Source organism: Planktosalinus lacus (assembly GCF_014640155.1).
GTDB classification, from domain to species: domain Bacteria; phylum Bacteroidota; class Bacteroidia; order Flavobacteriales; family Flavobacteriaceae; genus Planktosalinus; species Planktosalinus lacus.
On the sequence record NZ_BMGK01000001.1, the window covers coordinates 77226 to 95403 of the forward strand.

Annotated in this window: 19 protein-coding genes and 1 tRNA gene; 8 read left to right on the forward strand and 12 right to left on the reverse strand. The window is 34.4% G+C overall.

Going from position 1 to position 18178, the window contains the following annotated elements:
• The first annotated feature begins 193 nt into the window (after nucleotides 1-193).
• Nucleotides 194-1753, forward strand: a complete 1560-nt coding sequence (gene gltX / locus IEV69_RS00350; protein WP_188438337.1) for a glutamate--tRNA ligase — start codon at nucleotides 194-196, stop codon at nucleotides 1751-1753.
• On the opposite strand, the gene IEV69_RS00355 is transcribed toward gltX, so the two are convergent.
• Nucleotides 1750-2412, reverse strand: a complete 663-nt coding sequence (locus IEV69_RS00355) for a porin family protein (protein WP_188438339.1) — start codon at nucleotides 2410-2412, stop codon at nucleotides 1750-1752. The two genes, gltX and IEV69_RS00355, sit on opposite strands and share 4 nt — an antisense overlap.
• Before the next feature lie 71 nt (nucleotides 2413-2483).
• Between IEV69_RS00355 and IEV69_RS00360 the strand changes: the two genes are divergently transcribed.
• Nucleotides 2484-3422: an SPFH domain-containing protein gene (locus IEV69_RS00360; protein ID WP_188438341.1), complete on the forward strand. Its 939-nt coding sequence runs from the start codon at nucleotides 2484-2486 to the stop codon at nucleotides 3420-3422.
• A gap of 49 nt (nucleotides 3423-3471) precedes the next feature.
• On the opposite strand, the gene IEV69_RS00365 is transcribed toward IEV69_RS00360, so the two are convergent.
• From IEV69_RS00365 to IEV69_RS00380, 4 genes are all read right to left on the reverse strand, one after another.
• On the reverse strand, nucleotides 3472-3684 hold the full coding sequence (locus tag IEV69_RS00365; RefSeq protein ID WP_188438343.1) for a DUF6327 family protein: 213 nt from the start codon (nucleotides 3682-3684) through the stop codon (nucleotides 3472-3474).
• Between the two features lie 8 nt (nucleotides 3685-3692).
• Nucleotides 3693-4040 (reverse strand): phage holin family protein, encoded by a 348-nt coding sequence (locus tag IEV69_RS00370; protein WP_188438345.1) that lies wholly within the window; start codon nucleotides 4038-4040, stop codon nucleotides 3693-3695.
• A 22-nt stretch (nucleotides 4041-4062) separates the two neighbouring features.
• Nucleotides 4063-4395, reverse strand: a complete 333-nt coding sequence (locus tag IEV69_RS00375) for a YtxH domain-containing protein (protein ID WP_188438347.1) — start codon at nucleotides 4393-4395, stop codon at nucleotides 4063-4065.
• 128 nt (nucleotides 4396-4523) lie between these two features.
• On the reverse strand, nucleotides 4524-6203 hold the full coding sequence (locus IEV69_RS00380; protein WP_188438348.1) for a glutamine--tRNA ligase/YqeY domain fusion protein: 1680 nt from the start codon (nucleotides 6201-6203) through the stop codon (nucleotides 4524-4526).
• A 156-nt stretch (nucleotides 6204-6359) separates the two neighbouring features.
• On the opposite strand from IEV69_RS00380, the gene folB reads away from it, so the two are divergent.
• Together folB and IEV69_RS00390 are read left to right on the forward strand one after the other, a co-directional pair.
• Complete coding sequence (folB, locus tag IEV69_RS00385) at nucleotides 6360-6716, forward strand: dihydroneopterin aldolase (RefSeq protein ID WP_188438349.1); 357 nt, start codon at nucleotides 6360-6362, stop codon at nucleotides 6714-6716.
• Nucleotides 6717-6802: 86 nt separating this feature from the next.
• Nucleotides 6803-6873: transfer RNA gene (locus IEV69_RS00390), tRNA-Cys, on the forward strand.
• A 70-nt stretch (nucleotides 6874-6943) separates the two neighbouring features.
• Here the strand turns inward: IEV69_RS00390 and IEV69_RS00395 are convergent.
• Both IEV69_RS00395 and rnr read right to left on the reverse strand, forming a co-directional pair.
• Nucleotides 6944-7633, reverse strand: a complete 690-nt coding sequence (locus tag IEV69_RS00395) for a LysE family translocator (protein ID WP_188438350.1) — start codon at nucleotides 7631-7633, stop codon at nucleotides 6944-6946.
• Between the two features lie 58 nt (nucleotides 7634-7691).
• Complete coding sequence (gene rnr, locus IEV69_RS00400) at nucleotides 7692-9893, reverse strand: ribonuclease R (protein WP_188438351.1); 2202 nt, start codon at nucleotides 9891-9893, stop codon at nucleotides 7692-7694.
• A 112-nt stretch (nucleotides 9894-10005) separates the two neighbouring features.
• Here rnr and IEV69_RS00405 point away from each other — a divergent pair, with 112 nt between their 5' ends.
• From IEV69_RS00405 to IEV69_RS00415, 3 genes are all read left to right on the forward strand, one after another.
• Nucleotides 10006-10245, forward strand: coding sequence for a DUF2007 domain-containing protein (locus tag IEV69_RS00405; RefSeq protein WP_188438352.1), 240 nt, complete (start codon nucleotides 10006-10008; stop codon nucleotides 10243-10245).
• Nucleotides 10246-10773: 528 nt separating this feature from the next.
• The gene (gene rpiB, locus IEV69_RS00410) at nucleotides 10774-11205 is read left to right on the forward strand and encodes a ribose 5-phosphate isomerase B (RefSeq protein ID WP_188438353.1); all 432 of its coding nucleotides are present in this window, start codon (nucleotides 10774-10776) and stop codon (nucleotides 11203-11205) included.
• 17 nt (nucleotides 11206-11222) lie between these two features.
• A complete protein-coding gene (locus IEV69_RS00415) occupies nucleotides 11223-12134 on the forward strand; it encodes a cation diffusion facilitator family transporter (RefSeq protein WP_188438355.1) in 912 nt (303 codons plus the stop codon).
• Here the strand turns inward: IEV69_RS00415 and IEV69_RS00420 are convergent.
• Entirely contained in the window at nucleotides 12118-12654 is a 537-nt protein-coding gene (locus tag IEV69_RS00420) for a nuclear transport factor 2-like protein (RefSeq protein ID WP_188438357.1), read from the reverse strand. The two genes, IEV69_RS00415 and IEV69_RS00420, sit on opposite strands and share 17 nt — an antisense overlap.
• Before the next feature lie 82 nt (nucleotides 12655-12736).
• Between IEV69_RS00420 and IEV69_RS00425 the strand changes: the two genes are divergently transcribed.
• A complete protein-coding gene (locus IEV69_RS00425; RefSeq protein ID WP_188438359.1) occupies nucleotides 12737-13183 on the forward strand; it encodes a GNAT family N-acetyltransferase in 447 nt (148 codons plus the stop codon).
• Between the two features lie 3 nt (nucleotides 13184-13186).
• Here IEV69_RS00425 and IEV69_RS00430 read toward each other — a convergent pair whose 3' ends face one another.
• The 4 genes from IEV69_RS00430 to IEV69_RS00445 all read right to left on the reverse strand — a co-directional run bounded on the left by IEV69_RS00430 (nucleotide 13187) and on the right by IEV69_RS00445 (nucleotide 18178).
• Nucleotides 13187-14002: a sterol desaturase family protein gene (locus IEV69_RS00430; RefSeq protein WP_188438360.1), complete on the reverse strand. Its 816-nt coding sequence runs from the start codon at nucleotides 14000-14002 to the stop codon at nucleotides 13187-13189.
• 2 nt (nucleotides 14003-14004) lie between these two features.
• Complete coding sequence (locus IEV69_RS00435; RefSeq protein ID WP_188438362.1) at nucleotides 14005-15627, reverse strand: S41 family peptidase; 1623 nt, start codon at nucleotides 15625-15627, stop codon at nucleotides 14005-14007.
• Between the two features lie 206 nt (nucleotides 15628-15833).
• The gene (rnpA, locus tag IEV69_RS00440) at nucleotides 15834-16211 is read right to left on the reverse strand and encodes a ribonuclease P protein component (protein ID WP_188438364.1); all 378 of its coding nucleotides are present in this window, start codon (nucleotides 16209-16211) and stop codon (nucleotides 15834-15836) included.
• A 68-nt stretch (nucleotides 16212-16279) separates the two neighbouring features.
• Entirely contained in the window at nucleotides 16280-18178 is a 1899-nt protein-coding gene (locus tag IEV69_RS00445) for a M1 family metallopeptidase (RefSeq protein ID WP_188438366.1), read from the reverse strand.

Below are 18178 nucleotides of genomic sequence, written 5' to 3' on the forward strand. Positions count from 1 at the left end.
TGTTTAAAGCTTAATAATCATCGGTTCCTTAGTCAAACTTTAACATGAAGTAAATTTTACAGCACTTAAAGGACCAATATAGTCAGCAACATACTTAATAAATACGGCTTAAATTGTATCTTTGCCCCTTATTAATTTGACATTTATTTTTTATCTATTTAAAAATAGAACAACGATTCTTAAAATTTATTTTATGAAACACCAAAGCCCTGACAACCCCTCAAATTCTCAAAATTCTGAACTAAACAAAAATGTAAGGGTTCGTTTTGCTCCCAGTCCTACTGGTCCTCTCCATATTGGTGGTGTTCGAACGGCTTTATATAACTATTTATTTGCTAAAAAACACAACGGCTCTTTTATTCTCAGAATCGAAGATACTGATCAAAAGCGCTATGTGAAGGGAGCTGAAGAATATATCGTTGAAACTTTAAACTGGTGTGGAATTCCATTTGATGAAGGCATTGGAAAGGACAAGGGATTTGGACCCTATCGACAAAGCGAACGGAAACATTTGTATAAAGAATATGCTGATTTATTAATCAATACTAACAAAGCATATTATGCTTTTGATACCAACCAAAGTTTAGAGCAATACAGAAAAGATCATGAAGAAAAAGGGAAAACATTTATATATAATCACCATAACAGGGAAAAGCTTGATAACTCATTAACCCTCTCTAAAGTAGAATTAGAAAAACGCCTAAACAATGGGGAACCCTATGTAATAAGGTTTAAAACACCGGTTGGTTCCACCATTGTTTTAAATGATATGATTCGAGGTAAAATGGAAGTTGATTCTAATTTACTTGATGATAAAGTGCTTTTTAAAAGCGATGGCATGCCCACTTACCATCTCGCCAACATTGTAGACGATTATTTGATGGAAATTTCGCATGTTATTCGAGGCGAAGAATGGTTGCCTTCTTTAGCTTTACACCAATTGTTGTATGATGCTTTCAAATGGGAAGCTCCAAAGTTTGCTCACTTGCCGCTTATAATGAAGCCTATTGGTAAAGGAAAATTAAGTAAGCGAGATGGAGATAAAATGGGTTTTCCGGTGTTTCCGCTAGAGTGGATTAATTCTGAAGGAGAAAAATATTCAGGCTATAGAGAAGATGGTTATTTGCCCGAAGCTGTGGTAAATATGTTGGCGCTTTTAGGTTGGAACCCGGGAACAGAAAAAGAAATTTTTAGCCTTGCTGAGCTTATTCAGGAGTTCGAATTGGAAAGAGTGCATAAAGCCGGCGCTAAATTTGATCCGGAAAAAACCAACTGGTTTCAACACCACTATCTACAACAACTTGAGGATGATAAACTGGTACTTGCCTATAAAAAATTATTGGACCAGCATCAAATTATAACTTCTTTAAATTTAGAAGCCATTTTAAAGCTAGTCAAGGAGCGCATCACATTTGTTTCAGACCTTTGGGATGAGACTCAATTCTTCTTTAAGGCACCCAAAGCTTATGATGAAGCTGCTGCAAACAAATGTTGGAAAGAAGAAACTGATAAAGTAATGCAAGCAGTACTAATCATTCTTAAAAAAGAAGCCTCTTTTACTCAGGAAATTCTGTCAAAAGAAGTGAAGAACTGGATTACCAATGCCGGTATTGGTTTTGGTAGAGTTATGCAGCCCCTTAGGCTATCTCTTGTGGGAGAAATGAAAGGACCGGATGTATTTGCTATAATGGAAATATTGGGTAAAGATGAAGTGATTCAACGTCTTGAAAATGCCATAAAAAGGCTATCTTAAAAGTATGCTGTCACTCCTACAGTAATTAGATTTGCATTCCCCTTAAAATCTTTATATTCAAGATTAGAGCTATTCAGTTTACTTAACATATTGGTAACTCCATACTGGTATTGTCCAAATACTCTGAAGTTTCGGAAACCGGCTGTCACACCTGCAGCAAGATGAAAATTAACTTTAGAAATGTCTTCCAGCTCAATTGCTCGCAATGTGTCATACCCATCTATTATGTAGTTTTCATATTGGGTATCTTTCAATGTAAGCCTGCCGTTGATATTTAAAACAGGCCCTGCTTCAATACTTAAATGCTCTCTGATTATTTTATACCCCCATAAAACTGAAATTTGTGCAGACTGAATGTTATAATTCAACTCTCTTTGAGTACCTCCTTCCGGAACGCTGTTTGCTAATACTGAAATATTGGTGTCGTAAAACGCCACACCATACATCATGTCAAAATTGTTATACACGTTACCGCGTATTTGAAGACCAAACATAAAGCTCTCTTTGCTTTGTGTGCTTAAATCATCCGTTTTGATATCATAGAGCGTTAAGCCAGCTGAAACGCCAATTACATTGAACTCATTGTAGTTTCTTTGAGAATAGGCCTGAAAGGAAAGAATAAAGGTAAAAAGGATTAAAAAGAAATAATTAATTTTCAAGATTAAGGTTTTTAAAAACAAGCAAATGTAACCTTAATTTTTGTAAATTGACATTTCAAAAAATTTAAACTATGGGAAATGTAATTTTAATTATTGGTATTGTTGTTTTTATCCTTTTATTGTTTGGAACCTTCTTTATGGTTCGTCAGCAAACTTCAGCAATCGTAGAGCGTTTTGGACGTTTTGTAAGTGTTAGAAATTCGGGTTTGCAATTAAAAATCCCACTCATTGATCGTGTTGCGGGACGGATCAATTTAAGGGTTCAACAGTTGGATGTTATCGTTGAAACAAAAACAAAAGATGATGTTTTTGTAAAGCTTAAAGTTTCCGTTCAATTTAAAGTGATAGCAGAAAATGTTTATAATGCTTTTTATAAGTTGGAGTATCCTCATGATCAAATTACCTCTTATATTTTTGATGTCGTAAGAGCTGAAGTACCAAAATTAAGGCTCGATTATGTTTTTGAACGAAAAGACGATATTGCCAATGCCGTTAAAAAGGAATTGAATGAGGCTATGACACGCTATGGATATGATATTATCAACACACTGATAACCGATATTGATCCTGATCAACAAGTGAAAAATGCAATGAATCGTATCAACGCTTCAGAGCGTGAAAAAACTGCTGCTGAGTTTGAAGCTGAAGCACAACGTATTAAAATTGTCGCAAAAGCTCGCGCAGAAGCCGAAAGCAAAAGGCTTCAAGGTCAAGGTATTGCAGATCAACGGCGTGAAATTGCTCGAGGATTGGAAGAGAGTGTCAATGTATTGAACAATGTGGGTATCAATTCACAAGAAGCTTCTGCTTTGATAGTTGTCACCCAGCATTATGACACACTTCAATCACTTGGTGAAGAAACCAATTCAAACTTGATTTTATTGCCAAATTCACCACAAGCCGGAAGCGATATGCTGAACAATATGGTAGCTTCATTTACTGCCTCAAATATGATTGGCGAACAAATGAAAAAAGATAAAACAGATACAAAAAAGAATGATAAAAACTAATACCAAACGTTTTATAAAACAAAAAAGCCCGAAAATTTCGGGCTTTTTTTTATTTTCTAAATGGTAATAGTTTCTGAAAAAGTCTTCCGTAAAGTAACTTCCTAACTATGGATAAACTCACGTCAAGGGCTATATTAGTAGGTGAAACTGAATCTTTAATCTCATAATAATTTTGTTTCATCTTTTCCTTATCAATTTGAGCCTGAAGCTTATAAATTTCAAGTTCTTGATTAATTTCTTCGAGTGATTTATATGTTTTCATATTAGTCATTAGTCATTAAAAAAAATGTTTGAGGTATTTTTTAATACTGCCCTTTCGAGTCGTTTTCTACTAAAAATCCAGGCTAAAATAAAAACCAGCACATAAAAACCAGCTACATATAAAAACCCGTAACTAATATTCCCATAAGCTTCTCCTATCAGATAAGCCGCGGCCAATGATAGAAAAAACAAAAGTAAGAGAGCAATAGCGCCCAGTAATAGAACTCTTAGAATGGATATAAACGTTTTCGTAGTTTTTTTATAAATGTCCAGTTTATAATATTCAGCTGAGTTTTTAATGTAGGACTCTAAATGATCCTGAATGCCTTCAACATTGTTGGTTATTTTTTCAAACACATTATTTTATTTAGATTAATTTTTACTTTTTTTGAAGTTTTGAATTTTGTTTTCTTAACTCCTCCAGTTTATCCTCTAAAGCTTTTAAGACATCATCAGCTTTATGGCTTGCTGAAGATATTGTGTCTTCAAGCTTATCTTCAAAGCTCAACCTGGCAGCACTAGCTTTACTGCTGAGTGAGTTTGTAGTTTCTTTCAATTGCTTTGTCAGCTCTTTTTGAGCTTTTTGTGCACTTTTACTAATGTTTTTTCGGGTTTTTGTGCCTTTTTCAGGCGCGTAGAGAATTCCTATCCCAGCTCCAATAGCAGCTCCGGTTAAAAGTGCTAATAAAGTTTGTCCAGTGTTATTTGCCATAATTGTATTGTTTAAATTGTTATTAAATTAATTATACTCTAATATACAATTTATAACCCAACACTATTGTTAATAACCGGTTAATAATTTACAGTCAATTCCTAAATTTTTTAACAAAAAAATTGAATTTAATTGTTTTTAGAACCCCAGGAGTCTCTCAAGCCAACAGTTTTATTAAATACAAGTTTTGATTCTGAAGATTCTTTGTCTACAGCAAAATAGCCTATTCGTTGAAACTGAAACACTTCTTCGGGTTTTACGTTTTTAAGGCTGGGCTCCAGGAAACCTTCTGTGATTTGAAGTGAATCTGGGTTTATGTGTTCCATAAAATCCTTCTCCTTATCAGTATCAGGTGATTCGGTGAGGAAAAGTCGGTCATATACCCTGATTTCGGCAGGAATGGCATGTTGAATTGAAACCCAGTGGAGTGTTCCTTTTACTTTGCGCTGTGAGGCTTCTGTCCCACTTCCGCTTCTACTGTCTGGGTCGTATGTGCAGTGAATTTCGGTTATATTTCCGGATTCATCTTTTACTACGCTTTGTCCTTCTATGATATAAGCATTTTTTAATCGTACTTCTTTTCCTAAAGTAAGTCTGAAAAATTTACGGTTAGCCTCTTCTTTAAAATCTTCTCTTTCGATAAAAAGTTCTTTAGAAAAAGGTATTTTTCGAGATCCTGCATGCTCGTCTTCTGGGTTATTTTCAGCGTCAAGCCACTCTTCTTTTCCTTCAGGATAGTTAGTTATAATAAGTTTAACGGGGTCAAGAACGGCCATTACACGCGGGGCTATTTTATTTAAGTCTTCTCTAACACAAAATTCTAGATGCGAAACATCAACAATGTTATCACGTTTTGCAATCCCAATACTGTCAGCAAAATTTCTGATTGATGCCGGTGTATATCCTCTTCTTTTCATACCAGAAATTGTGGGCATCCTCGGATCATCCCAGCCGTTAACAACCCCTTCCTGAACTAGTTTTAATAATTTTCGTTTACTCACAACTGTGTGGCTTAAATTTCTACGTGCAAACTCCCGTTGTTTAGGCCTTACCTTGGAAGTATCATATATCTGCTCTAAAAACCAATCGTATAGCTCTCTGTGAGGTAAAAATTCTAGTGTACAAAGTGAATGTGAAACTTGTTCAACATAGTCACTCTCGCCGTGTGCCCAGTCATACATTGGATATATTTTCCAATTATCGCCTGTTCTATGGTGATTTTTATGTAAAACACGGTACATAACAGGGTCACGCATCAGCATATTTGTAGATGCCATATTGATTTTTGCTCTCAAAACGTGTTCACCTTCCTGAACGTCTCCATTTTTCATCTTCTCAAATAACTCAAGACTTTCATCCACGCTTCTGTTTCTATACGGACTTTCTTTACCAGATTCAGTAGGCGTTCCTTTTTGATCTGCAATTTCCTGAGATGATTGTGAGTCTACATATGCTTTGCCGTCTTTTATCAATTGCACTGCCCAATCATACAGCTCTTGAAAATAATCTGAAGCATAACACTCTTTAGCCCAATTAAAGCCTAACCATTCTACATCCCGTTTAATGGCATCTACATATTCCTGCTCTTCTTTGGCTGGATTTGTATCATCAAAACGAAGGTTAACCGGTGCATTGTATTTTAAACCCAATCCAAAATTGAGGCATATTGAAGTGGCATGGCCTATGTGTAAATAGCCATTGGGTTCAGGAGGGAATCTAAATCGTAACTTTTCTTTTTCAAATCCTGATTTTAAATCGTTTTCTATTATGTGCTCAATAAAATTGAGTGATTTTTCTTCTGTTGACATTGTCCATATTTGAAATGCAAAGGTATTAAAATTATGGTTTTAAGTAACAGAAATCATAGAGAGGCTTTTTATAAATTTATTGTTGATTTCAATGATGTATCTTTGTGAAATAATATATGTTATTATTTTCTTTTAAAAATCTAAACTTATTAAAGAATGGGTGTTATAAGGTTGAAAAAAATAAAAGTTTATGCATATCATGGTTGCTTGATTGAAGAAGGTAAAATTGGTTCTGATTATATGGTAGATTTAAAAGTTAAGGCCAGCCTGGCAGAGGCATCAAAAACTGACGAATTAAAAGATACCGTTGATTATGTTCATTTAAACAGAATTGTAAAGGAAGAAATGGCAATTCGTTCAAAATTGTTAGAACATGTTGGAAAGCGTATAATTAACAGAATTTTTAATGAGCTTTTACTTGTCAATGAGGTTCGAGTGGAGGTTTCAAAAGTAAACCCCCCTATAGGTGGTGATGTTGCCGAAGTTATCATTGCAATGAAAGCGAAAAGGTAATTTTTGAAATTAGATAGTATTTGAAAGCAAATTTTTTTTACATTTGCTGACCCGTTAATAGGGTATCCATCTGTGTAGAAAAATAGGGCATCGTGGCCGAGGGGCTAGGCACCGGTCTGCAAAACCGTCTACTCCGGTTCGAATCCGGACGATGCCTCAAAGTAAAAAACTCCTTCATTTAAATAATGAAGGAGTTTTTTTGTTTTAATTTATCAGATGTTAAAATGCTATATTGTTGGTATTCTTCTTTCTATTTGATCTTCAAAAGTTTCATTTATTTGTTTTGGGAAAATTCCGTTGAACAACAATACAACCCCTGAAATAATTATGATAATACTTATCAACCTTTTAATTTTATAAATTCTGTAAGGGGTTAGTTTTTTATTGAGTTTTTTTGCAGCAAACATTTTAAAAATATCAATAACCAAATAGGTCCCTAAAATGGCTCCAAAAAAGAAAATCATCCTGTTCGGATCCATCTCAAGTTGAGGTCCAAATACTATTATTAAACCTAACCAAAAACCCAATACTCCGATATTTATAAAATTTAATAAAAAACCCTTTATAAAAAGTTCAACGTAATTATTTTTCTTGATTGTAATAATGGATTCATTTTCTTCGTGACGTTTGTAGTTTTTTTTATTTTTTATGAGAGAAATAATCCCATATGTCACAAATAAAACCCCTCCAAAAATATAGAGTGCTGGGTCGTCTTTAATCTTTTCAAGAAGTTTATTGGTACTAAAATAAGCAATAAGAATAAAAACTACATCAGCTACAATTACACCTAAATCTAAAGAAAAAGCAGCTCTAACGCCTTTCACAGCACTGGTTTCAAGAAGAACAAAAAAAACCGGTCCAATTAAAAAAGCCAAGAAAAAACCTAATGGAATAGCAGCAAGTAAATCTTCAATCATGCAATTGATTTCTGTATTACAAAATTAGGAATTTATCAACTAAAACTTCAAGATCTACTTATTTTTCGACCTCTTCTCTACTTCCAATTAAAGTAAAATCCAGCTGTTTTTTGACTAAATCTGCTTGTTTTACTTTTACAAAAACCTCATCTCCAAGTTGATATACTTTTTTAGTTTTACTACCCACAACAGCATATTGGTCTCTGTCAAAAGTGTAGTGATCATCTCTTAACTCACGTAAACTAACCATTCCTTCACATTTGTTTTCTATAATTTCTACATAAATTCCCCATTCTGTAACTCCTGAAATTACACCTAAAAACTGTTCATCCTTATGGTCAACCATATATTTTACCTGCATATATTTTATGCTATCGCGTTCTGCACTGGTAGCAAGGCCTTCCATATCACTTGAATGGCGGCATTTTTCTTCATAAACTTCTTCTTTTTGAGTAGGTTTTCCATCCAGATAGATTTGCAATAATCGATGCACCATTACATCAGGATAACGTCTAATTGGTGAAGTGAAATGTGAATAATAATCAAACGCCAGACCGTAATGTCCAATGTTTTGAGTTGAATATTCTGCTTTACTCATTGTGCGAATAGCGAGCGTATCAATGAGATTTTGTTCTTTTTTTCCTTTTACATCTACAAGTAGCTTATTGAGAGAGGCATTTGTGGTTTTACGGTCACGTGTGTTAATTTTATATCCAAAGCGTTTAATAATTCCTTCCAAAGCTGATAACTTTTCATCATTTGGCTCATCATGAACTCTGTAAACAAATGTTTTCTTTGGTGTTTGTTTTCCTATAAATTCAGCTACTTTTTTGTTTGCTAAAAGCATAAACTCTTCAATAAGATGATTTGCTTCTTTACTTTCCTTGAAATAAACACCGGTTGGGTTGTTTTCCTCATCAAGTTTGAATTTTACTTCAACTTTATCAAATGAAATTGCTCCATTCTGCATGCGTTTTCTTCGCATGGTTTTTGCTAATTTATTGAGTGTTTTAACAGCGTCAACAATCGTTTCTTTAGCGTGGTAAGTTTTTCCTGTTAAAGAAAACTCTGCCGAAATTTCTCCTTTTCCAGTTTCAATAATCTGTTGAGCCTCTTCATAAGCAAAACGGGCATCACTTAAAGTTACTGTTCTTCCAAACCATTCATTTTTAATTTGAGCTTTTTCGTTAATTTCAAAAACAGCTGAAAAAGTAAATTTTTCTTCATTTGGTCTTAGGGAACATGCAAAATTTGATAGTACTTCAGGAAGCATAGGTACAACTCGGTCAACTAAATAAACTGATGTTGCTCTTTCATAAGCTTCATCATCTAATATGGTATTGGGTTGTAAATAATGAGAAACATCTGCGATGTGAATTCCTACTTCATAGTTTCCATTTTCTAATACTTGAAAACTCAATGCATCATCAAAATCTTTTGCATCTGCAGGATCAATTGTGAAGGTTAAAACCTTTCGCATATCTCTGCGTTTTTTAACTTCTTCAGGATGTATTTTTGTATCTATATTTTCTGCAAATTTTTCAATTTCTGGTGCAAAATCGTGTGGCAATCCATATTGTGCAAGAATTGAATGTATTTCAGTATTGTGTTCACCCGGTTTACCCAGTACTTTAATAACTGTTCCAAAAGGAGAATCTGCTTTTTCTGGCCATTCATCCATTCTTACCAATACTTTATCTCCTTGTTGTGCATTACCTATTTTGTCTTTCGAAACAAAAATATCGGTATACATTTTACCATCAGCAGTTGAAACAAATGCAAATTTTTGCTGAATATCAATAACCCCAACAAATTCAGTTTTGTTGCGTTTTAAAATGTTAGTGATTTCACCTTCAAGTTTTGAATTTTTTCTTCTTTTATAAATATAAACTTCTACTTCATCGCCATTGAATGCTTTATTGATGTTTTTATTAGATACAAAAACATCATCTTCAAGCCCTTCAACAACTACATATCCCTGGCCTCTAGTAGTCATATCCAGTTTTCCAGTATGGTATTGATTTCCTTTTTTAATCCGGTATTTACCTTTATCAATTTCTTCTATTTGTTGTTTTCCTAGAAGTTCTTTCAATTTTTTAATTATTTGATTTCTACTACTTGGATCATCTAAACCCATTTTAGCACCAATTTGTTTATAATTGAACGAATTTGATGGATTTAATAATAAAATTTTTAAGATACTTTCGGAGAGATTTGGAATCTTATTGGTTGATTTTTTTCTTTTTTTCTTTGCAGACATGCAATGTTATTTTTATGGATGTTAAAATTACGTCATTATTGTGAAAGTATATCGTTTTCACTCTAAAGTTTTGTTAACTTAGTGAAGTTGATATTTTAAAATTCAATGATTTATGATTAATTATGTTGTTGCAGCTGTTTTTACTTATGCTCATGAATTTGCGGTTTTGCGACTTATTTTAGAGCAACGTCACATTGCTCACTTTTTTCAAAACGAAACGATGCTAAGTGTAATTCCATTTCATTCTTACGCTTTAGGGGGTATTCGTTTAATGGTTCATCCTGATGATCTTGAGCAAGTAAAAGAAATCATTAATGATTTAAAACATAATAAAGACCTTCACATAGTTTAGTTTTATTAACAACTATAATATATACATTTATTTTTATTTTAAATTTAAAAACAAAATGATGCTTATTATAGTATGTTAATATGTAGTATAACTTTTTTTATTTTTGTTTTGATTTTTACTTATAATCATTTTCAAACCGGTTATCAACAGTTTTTACAATACTAAAATTTTAAGAATCAATATAGATAGTAATTTAAATTAACAGTTGTCAATAACTAAAACTAACTTTACTTTTTGATAATTAATTTTAATAATTATGGTTAAGATCACTTAAATTTTGGATGAAAACTTCGCTATAAAAAGTTAAAAACAAATTAGGTTTCTCCGTTAAAATTTACATATGAAATTTTATATTGAGGAAAGCAAGCTTACTTTTTGAATTTGAACCACTATTTGTAAACAATTTTAACAAAATTTTAATTATCTAAATATTAAGCTATTGTAAAGATAAATTAACAATGTAAAATTTAGTTGTTAATAACCGATGTTTTGTACTTTTGTTAACCAATCTAATCTAAAATAATCCTTATGAAACTTGCTATTGGAAATGATCATGCAGGCACAGAATACAAATTTTCAGTTCTTGAATTATTAAAAGAGCGTGGATTCGAAGTTATCAACCATGGCACAGATTCAGAAGAAAGCGTTGATTATCCCGATTTTATTCATCCTGTTGCCGAGGATGTTGAAAAGGGTAAGGTTGATTTTGGAATTATTATTTGTGGAAGTGGAAACGGTGCTTCAATGACTGCAAATAAACATAAAAATGTGCGTTCTGCACTCTGCTGGACCAAAGAAATCACTGCTCTGGCTCGTCAACATAACAATGCAAATATTTTAAGTCTTCCGGCACGGTTTATTTCAAAACCACAAGCAATCGAAATGGTAAAAACTTTCTTAGACACCCCTTTTGAAGGAGGCAGACATCAAAATCGTGTCAATAAAATTGCGTGTAACTAATTCGTTAATTACAGATAATGGAACACGGCCATCACCATCCAAAATCTTCCCAGGTTAAAGGAAATAAGGTTTTATTTTCAATAATATTAAATTTAATTCTTACAGTTGCTCAGCTTATTGGGGGGATTGTTTCAGGAAGTCTTGCACTTATTTCAGATACACTTCACAACTTTAGCGATGTGGTGTCGCTTTCTATAAGTTATATCGCTAATAAATTGATAAGAAAAGAAGCTTCCTACAAGCGTACTTTTGGCTACAAGCGCGCTGAAATTATGGCGGCTTTCATAAACTCTGCCACCATTGTTATTGTAGCAATTTATTTGATATATGAGGCTATTCACCGTTTTATCGAACCTCAGGAAATAGGCAGTGATATTGTAATTTGGATGGCACTACTCGGTATTTTTGTCGACGGCTTTAGTATGTTATTACTAAAAAAAGATTCAGACAAGAACATGAATATGAAATCTGCCTATTTGCATATGCTATCTGATTTAGCTTCCTCTGTTGCAGTCTTAATTGGAGGACTTTTAATGAAGTTTTATGAAATTTGGTGGATAGATGGTGTATTAACACTTATAATAGCTTTTTATCTAATTAGAGTGGGCTATTTATTATTAAAAAAATCGTTTAATGTATTGATGCTATTTACTCCTGATGAAGTGAGGGTGGAAGAAATAACTAAAAAAGTAAATGCGCTTCCCGGTATTAAAAGCATTCATCATATTCATATTTGGCAACTCAATGAAGATGAAGTACATCTGGAGGCTCATTTGGAGTTTAATAAAAACGTTAAAATTTCAGAATTTGACAGATTGCTTTTGGATCTGGAAGAGCTTTTGTTATACGATTTTGGAATCAACCACATAACAATTCAGCCTGAATTTCAAAGAGAGGAAAGTAGTAAAGATATTATTGTACAGGATTAGTTTCTTCACTAGTTTCAGGCACTTTATTGTCTACCCAAATTGATTCCATGACAAAAGGAGCAGTGTCCCAGTACATATGTTCCTGAACAATTTTACCGTTTTCAAACTTTGAAGTGATGTGAACTATGATTTGGGATGTATTTCTACTTTCAGCGAAAGTTCCTGTCCAAACACCCCAAAAACTTACCCAAATAGTTCCTTTACTATCAATTATCATTTCAAATGTTTGATTTTCTGTAGTTGAATATTCATAAGAAATCATTTGATTTATTTTATTTTTATGATCTTCAATGGCTTCATCAATAAATCTTGGGTCACTGTTTACACGGTTATGATATATTTTTGCATTTTCAAGATAGTGTGATTTGTAGGACACCCAATTACCGTTTTCATAGTCTTTAATCATTTGACGCATTACGTCAATTTCAGGTGATTCTTCGGTGAAATAATTTTTTGAATTGTCATTGCAGGAAGTAAAAGCGAATAAGATCAAAAACAAAAATGGAATATAATTTTTCATAATAGTAAATTTTTACACTCTTATAAAGATAGATGTTTTTGTTTTCAAAAAAACTTATTTTAGCAAATAACAATTACAATCAATGAAACTAAATTTCATCCTAAAAAAATATTCAGAACTTACTACAAGAGAATTGTATGATATTCTTCAATTGCGCAGCGAAGTGTTTGTAGTTGAGCAAGATTGTGTTTATCAGGATATTGATGGAAAGGATTCGATGGCACTTCACCTTTTTGCATATAAAAAAGAAGTATTGGTTGCTTATGCTCGTCTTTTTAAGCCTGGTGATTATTTTAAAGATGCAAGTATTGGCCGGGTGGTGGTCAAACAAACCGAACGCAAGCACGGTTATGGTCACCAATTGATGGAGACCGCAAATGGAGCTATAGATTCCTTGTATAAAGTTTCAAAAATTCACCTTTCAGCACAAGAATACCTTGAAAAATTCTACAATACGCACGGATATCAACGCGTGGGTGAAGGCTATCTTGAAGATGGGATTCCCCATATTGGAATGGAAAAAGAATAATATTTACCCCTTTGTTTGAATTCTTTTATTAAAGGGAATTTTCAATTGATATAATATATCTTCATCTGTGCTATCATCTACCAAGTCGAGTCCATAGCGCACCTTTTTAGGATCACCATAAACAAAAGTGCCAAATATTCTATCCCAAAAGGAGAACATATTTCCAAAATTGGTATCAGTCCAAGGCAATTCCCAGTGGTGATGAAACTTGTGCATATTAGGTGTTACAAAAACATAGCTTATGTATTTGTCAATTTTACCCAGATTAATGTTAGCGTGTGTGAAATAAGTAAAAAACACACTTAAAATGCGGTAAATTAGATAAAATGCAATCGGCATACCCATCAGTAATACAGCAAAAAGCGCAAAAGTCTCCCTGATGACAAAATCAAGTGGGTGATGACGGGTGCCCGTGGTTACATCTACTTTGGTGTCGCTGTGGTGGATGATGTGCAAACGCCACATCCATTTTACTTTGTGAAGTAAATAATGCACGCCATATTGGGCGATAAAATCTAGTGCTAAAAGTGCTAAAATCAATTCTGCCCAGACAGGCCAATCCACGAGGTACAGCAAACCAAATTGTGCAGTTTCTATCCAATAAAAAACTCCCAAAGTAAGGACTCCAAAACCAACATTGATCAACATCGTAAAAAAAAGAAAAGCAAAATTTACTCCTGCGTGTTTCCACTTTTTATAGTTGATTTTGACAAGGGCATAGTAACCTTCCAAAATCCAGAAAACACCAAGAACACCCACTACCCATAGCAAGCGCATCCAAAGTGGCATTTGTTCAAAAAAATGCAACAGGGAGTCCATAATTATTTCAATATGCTTTGATACCTTTTGTTGTCATTGAGAATAGAGACTGCTTCTTTAATTTCAGGATTATTCATCACATGATACTCATACAAGCCTTCCTTATAGAAATAACGCTTTAAAATCTCATCGGTTATTAATGATTTGATTTCAGCTTTTTTATCCAGAAGTTCTCGGTCTTTGGCTTTATTGAGGTCTTGCAAAAGAGCCGAATAACTTTTCTCAATGTCTCCTTTGATTTCTTCTTCTTCAGCTTTGATCATGGCTTCTTTCAAAGCTGTTTCTGTTTGGGTTTCAAAACTAAAGTTACTGCGCTTTAAAAAGGCTAAAAAGTTATTATAATCACTTTCGCTAAAGTGAAATTCACGCCAGTCACTAAGTTGGTTGTTGTAGTAATATTCAGTAGCATAATCAAAAATACTATTGGCTTTTAGTAATGCCGTAGTAATAGGACTGAAAACGGCAGTTTCAAGTTCTACATCTGGTTGAATACCCCCCCCGTCATATACGGTTCGTCCCCCTTTGGTTTTAAAAGCATTGTAATTATCTGCCGTTGCGCGAATGGGATCACCATTTTCATCGCGGTTAAAGTAATCTTCTGCTTGAATACACCGGCCACTTGGGGTATAATATTTTGAAATGGTAACTTTCAATTGAGTTCCATAGGTGAGTGCTTTGGGACGTTGCACGAGACCTTTTCCAAAACTGCGCGCGCCTACAACGACTCCCCTGTCAAGATCCTGAATGGCTCCTGAAACGATTTCACTTGCCGACGCACTTCGCCCATTGATTAAAACGGCCAATGGAATTTCAGTGTCCAAAGGTTCAAATGAAGTGCGGTAAGTTTGATTGAATTTTTCAATGGCTGATTGTGTGGTGGTAATAATTTCGCCTTTAGGCACAAAAAGATTCACAATATTAATAGATTCTCGCATCAGGCCACCCGGATTTCCCCTCAAGTCTAAAATAATGCTTTCTGCACCTTGTTTTTTTAAATCAACCAAAGCAGCTTTCGTTTGAGAAGTAGTTTTTTGATTAAATGTACTTAAAACAATATACCCTATGTTTCCTTCCATAAGTGTATAAAAAGGTACTGCATTGAGCTCAACAGCTTCACGAGTTATAGTAGCCTTTTTGGTTTTCCCTTGGCGTTTAAAACTCACAGCCAAGGTTGAACCCGGAGCTCCTTTTAGCAATTCACCGGCATCGTCATTAAAATTAGCCACTTCAACATCCCCAATTTTAATGATTTCATCTCCGGCTTTGAGCCCTGCCTTATCTGCAGGACCATCCTTCCAGGGTTCAATGATAATTAGTTTGTCTTTCTGTGTTTTTACAGCTGCTCCAATTCCGGTATAGGCACCCGTTTGATTGATGCGTGCTTGCTCCACATCTTGTTCATTGTAGTAAACAGTATATGGATCAAGTTCTTGCAACATACCTTTAATGGCTTTGTCCATCAACTCAGCCGGAACGGTTTCATCAACATAGTTCATATTGAGCTCCTTAAACAAAGTTGTAAAGATTTCAATTTGCTTGGCAATTTCAAAAAAATCGCTTTTAAAACTCCAGGTTCCTATCGCAATTAAAAATGCTAATGCCGGGATTATTATTCTCTTTTTCATTTGACTGTGTTTGCTTACGCGAAATAAACTTTTCGCTTAATTCTATATTCTCTTTTTCTTTTCAAATATTTTCTAATTTCAAAAACAGGGAGCAACAAGTTAATAAAAAACAACCATTTGTTGAAAAAGCTCAGATAAAAATGAAAGAGTTTTCAAGCCAGATGGAATTATAATTATATCAAGCCAGAAATAATTAACGCGCCAACCTAACTTTTAGTTTGTTGAATCAATTTATCTATTAAAACATTCATTGTCTTATTAAGCTCCTTAAAGTTGGGCTTTTCTTTTCCTACATATAAAAAAAGCAATGCGTATTTCTGATCATCTAAGGCGTTTAAAATTTGGTGTTTATTTAACCGATAACTTTCTCTTAGCAATCGTTTAATATAATTGCGATCAACAGCATTTTTAAAATTTCGTTTTGAAACCGAAACAGCTGTTTTTAAAGGAACAGATTGAGGTTCTTCACCCTCAATATAAAAAACCCTTAATGGAAAAACCCCTACAGACTTCCCATCTGTGAAAAGTGTTTCAATGGTTTTTCTGCTTTTGAGTTTTTCTTCTTTGGAATAACTGAATTTCATCACTGTAAAGGTAATGAAAATGCGTTCTTATAATTCCTCTGAAGTGAAATCATGTTAAGAGAACTGTTTTATTCGTCTCCCTCTGATGGAGTTTCTGCAATTTCAGCCTCATAAACATTGTTTTCCACATTAACGTCTGCCAATAGTCTAGAGGCGTCAATCATCAAAGCAGAAATAGTTGACAGTGGCGCATCAATTTCAAATGTATAAGACGGGATAGCCCAGGCCCAATCATTCAAAACAGTTCGTTTCAATGCAGGATAAGGGTTTTCTTTGACGCCGCGCATCATTCGCAGTGGGATGTGAAAAGACTCATTTGTATTGTCTTTATAAACCACATAAAAATCGATTGGCATAGGCATCAGTCCTTTTCGCTCCAGCGTAACCATAGTTTTACCGTCTTTTTCTACTACATTTTCAATTGCATAATCGATGGTGTTAGTAGTTTTGGTCCAGTCAAGTAAATACCAACCTAGTTGAAATCCGGAAACTTTTTCAGCAGTGCGGATAAAATCGTTTGGAGTGGGATGGGTAAATTTGAATTCGTCATAAAAACGTTTGAGGGTTTTGGCAACGTTTTCTTTTCCTATTAAATATTCTAGCTGAGCTAAAAATACAGCTCCTTTAGAATATGAAGCGGCATTATACACCCAGTTTTCCTCATAACGGTCTGCATGGGTCGATTGAGGTTGTTCTTTGCCACTTGTAGCCATTCTTAGATAGCTTCGGTAGGAGCCTTCATAAGGAAATTGCTTGTTTTGATTCATCACTTCGTTCATCGCCAGTGCGCTTATGTAGGATGTAAAGCCTTCATCCATCCATTCATGTTTTGATTCATTAAAGGCCAGTACAAATTGAAACCAGCTATGGGCAACTTCGTGAGCAGTTACGCCCACTAGGCTATTGAAATTTCGTTCACCAGTAATTAGCGTAGACATGCCATATTCCATACCACCATCGCCACCTTGAATAATAGAATATTGTTTATATGGATAATCCCCCAGGTGTTTGTTGAAATATTCAAATAACGCGATTGTTTTGGGTTGTAATTTTTTCCAGTTTTCGAAAATTTCAGGATTGTTTTTATATAAAAAGTGAAGCGTCATCCCGTTGGGACCCTCTATGCGATCATGTAGATATTCATTGTCTGCTGCCCAAGTAAAATCATGGACATCGGGAGCGATGAAATGCCAGGTAAGTTTCTTTCCATTTTTGTGTTTTACATTCTTTTCAAGATTGTCCTGGTAGCCATGACCAATTTCGTTAGGATTTTGTAGATAACCTGTTCCACCAAGTGTATAGGTATTATCAATGGTGATTTTTACATCAAAATTGCCCCACACACCTTGAAATTCTCTTCCAATATATGGATCTGCATGCCATCCCTCAAAATCATATTCGGCGAGTTTAGGATACCATTGTGACATAGATAAAGCCACTCCTTCTTCATTATTTCTCCCGCTGCGACGGATTTGCAACGGTACCTGAGCATCAAAATCCATGGTAAAAGTAGCTTTCTCTCCCGGAAGGATAGGCGTGCTTAAATCAACTTCCAAGATAGTTCCCACAGTATTGTTTTGAACGGGGGTCCCGTTTTGAAGCAAGCTATTGATTTTGATATAGCCAATTTCATCCGGGCTTAATTTTGAGATGCGATCACCCACACGTCTGTCAGGGTCTGAAATGGTGCGGGAACGCACGTCCATTTCGCTGCCGGGTTGAAAGGCATTGAAATGAAGGTGGTAAAAAACTCTTTTTAATGTGTCGGGGGAGTTGTTGGTATAGACAATTTCTTGTTTGCCCTTGTATTGATATTTGTCAACATCCACATCAATTTCCATTTTGTAATCGACATGTTGTTGCCAATAATGGGGTCTGTCAAATTGATCGAGGTAGTTATGGTAGTTTTGAGCACTACTATTGAAAATAATTAATAGGGTTAAAAGAGAAAAATATTTGAAATTCAT

Coding starts and splice junctions, on each gene's coding strand:
- gltX (WP_188438337.1), top strand. CDS start 194: ATGAAACACCAAAGCCCTGACAACCCCTCAAATTCTCAAAATTCTGAA.
- IEV69_RS00360 (WP_188438341.1), top strand. CDS start 2,484: ATGGGAAATGTAATTTTAATTATTGGTATTGTTGTTTTTATCCTTTTA.
- IEV69_RS00365 (WP_188438343.1), bottom strand. CDS start 3,684: ATGAAAACATATAAATCACTCGAAGAAATTAATCAAGAACTTGAAATT.
- IEV69_RS00375 (WP_188438347.1), bottom strand. CDS start 4,395: ATGGCAAATAACACTGGACAAACTTTATTAGCACTTTTAACCGGAGCT.
- IEV69_RS00380 (WP_188438348.1), bottom strand. CDS start 6,203: ATGTCAACAGAAGAAAAATCACTCAATTTTATTGAGCACATAATAGAA.
- folB (WP_188438349.1), top strand. CDS start 6,360: ATGGGTGTTATAAGGTTGAAAAAAATAAAAGTTTATGCATATCATGGT.
- IEV69_RS00395 (WP_188438350.1), bottom strand. CDS start 7,633: ATGATTGAAGATTTACTTGCTGCTATTCCATTAGGTTTTTTCTTGGCT.
- rnr (WP_188438351.1), bottom strand. CDS start 9,893: ATGTCTGCAAAGAAAAAAAGAAAAAAATCAACCAATAAGATTCCAAAT.
- IEV69_RS00405 (WP_188438352.1), top strand. CDS start 10,006: ATGATTAATTATGTTGTTGCAGCTGTTTTTACTTATGCTCATGAATTT.
- rpiB (WP_188438353.1), top strand. CDS start 10,774: ATGAAACTTGCTATTGGAAATGATCATGCAGGCACAGAATACAAATTT.
- IEV69_RS00415 (WP_188438355.1), top strand. CDS start 11,223: ATGGAACACGGCCATCACCATCCAAAATCTTCCCAGGTTAAAGGAAAT.
- IEV69_RS00420 (WP_188438357.1), bottom strand. CDS start 12,654: ATGAAAAATTATATTCCATTTTTGTTTTTGATCTTATTCGCTTTTACT.
- IEV69_RS00425 (WP_188438359.1), top strand. CDS start 12,737: ATGAAACTAAATTTCATCCTAAAAAAATATTCAGAACTTACTACAAGA.
- IEV69_RS00430 (WP_188438360.1), bottom strand. CDS start 14,002: ATGGACTCCCTGTTGCATTTTTTTGAACAAATGCCACTTTGGATGCGC.
- IEV69_RS00435 (WP_188438362.1), bottom strand. CDS start 15,627: ATGAAAAAGAGAATAATAATCCCGGCATTAGCATTTTTAATTGCGATA.
- rnpA (WP_188438364.1), bottom strand. CDS start 16,211: ATGAAATTCAGTTATTCCAAAGAAGAAAAACTCAAAAGCAGAAAAACC.
- IEV69_RS00445 (WP_188438366.1), bottom strand. CDS start 18,178: ATGAATTTCAAATATTTTTCTCTTTTAACCCTATTAATTATTTTCAAT.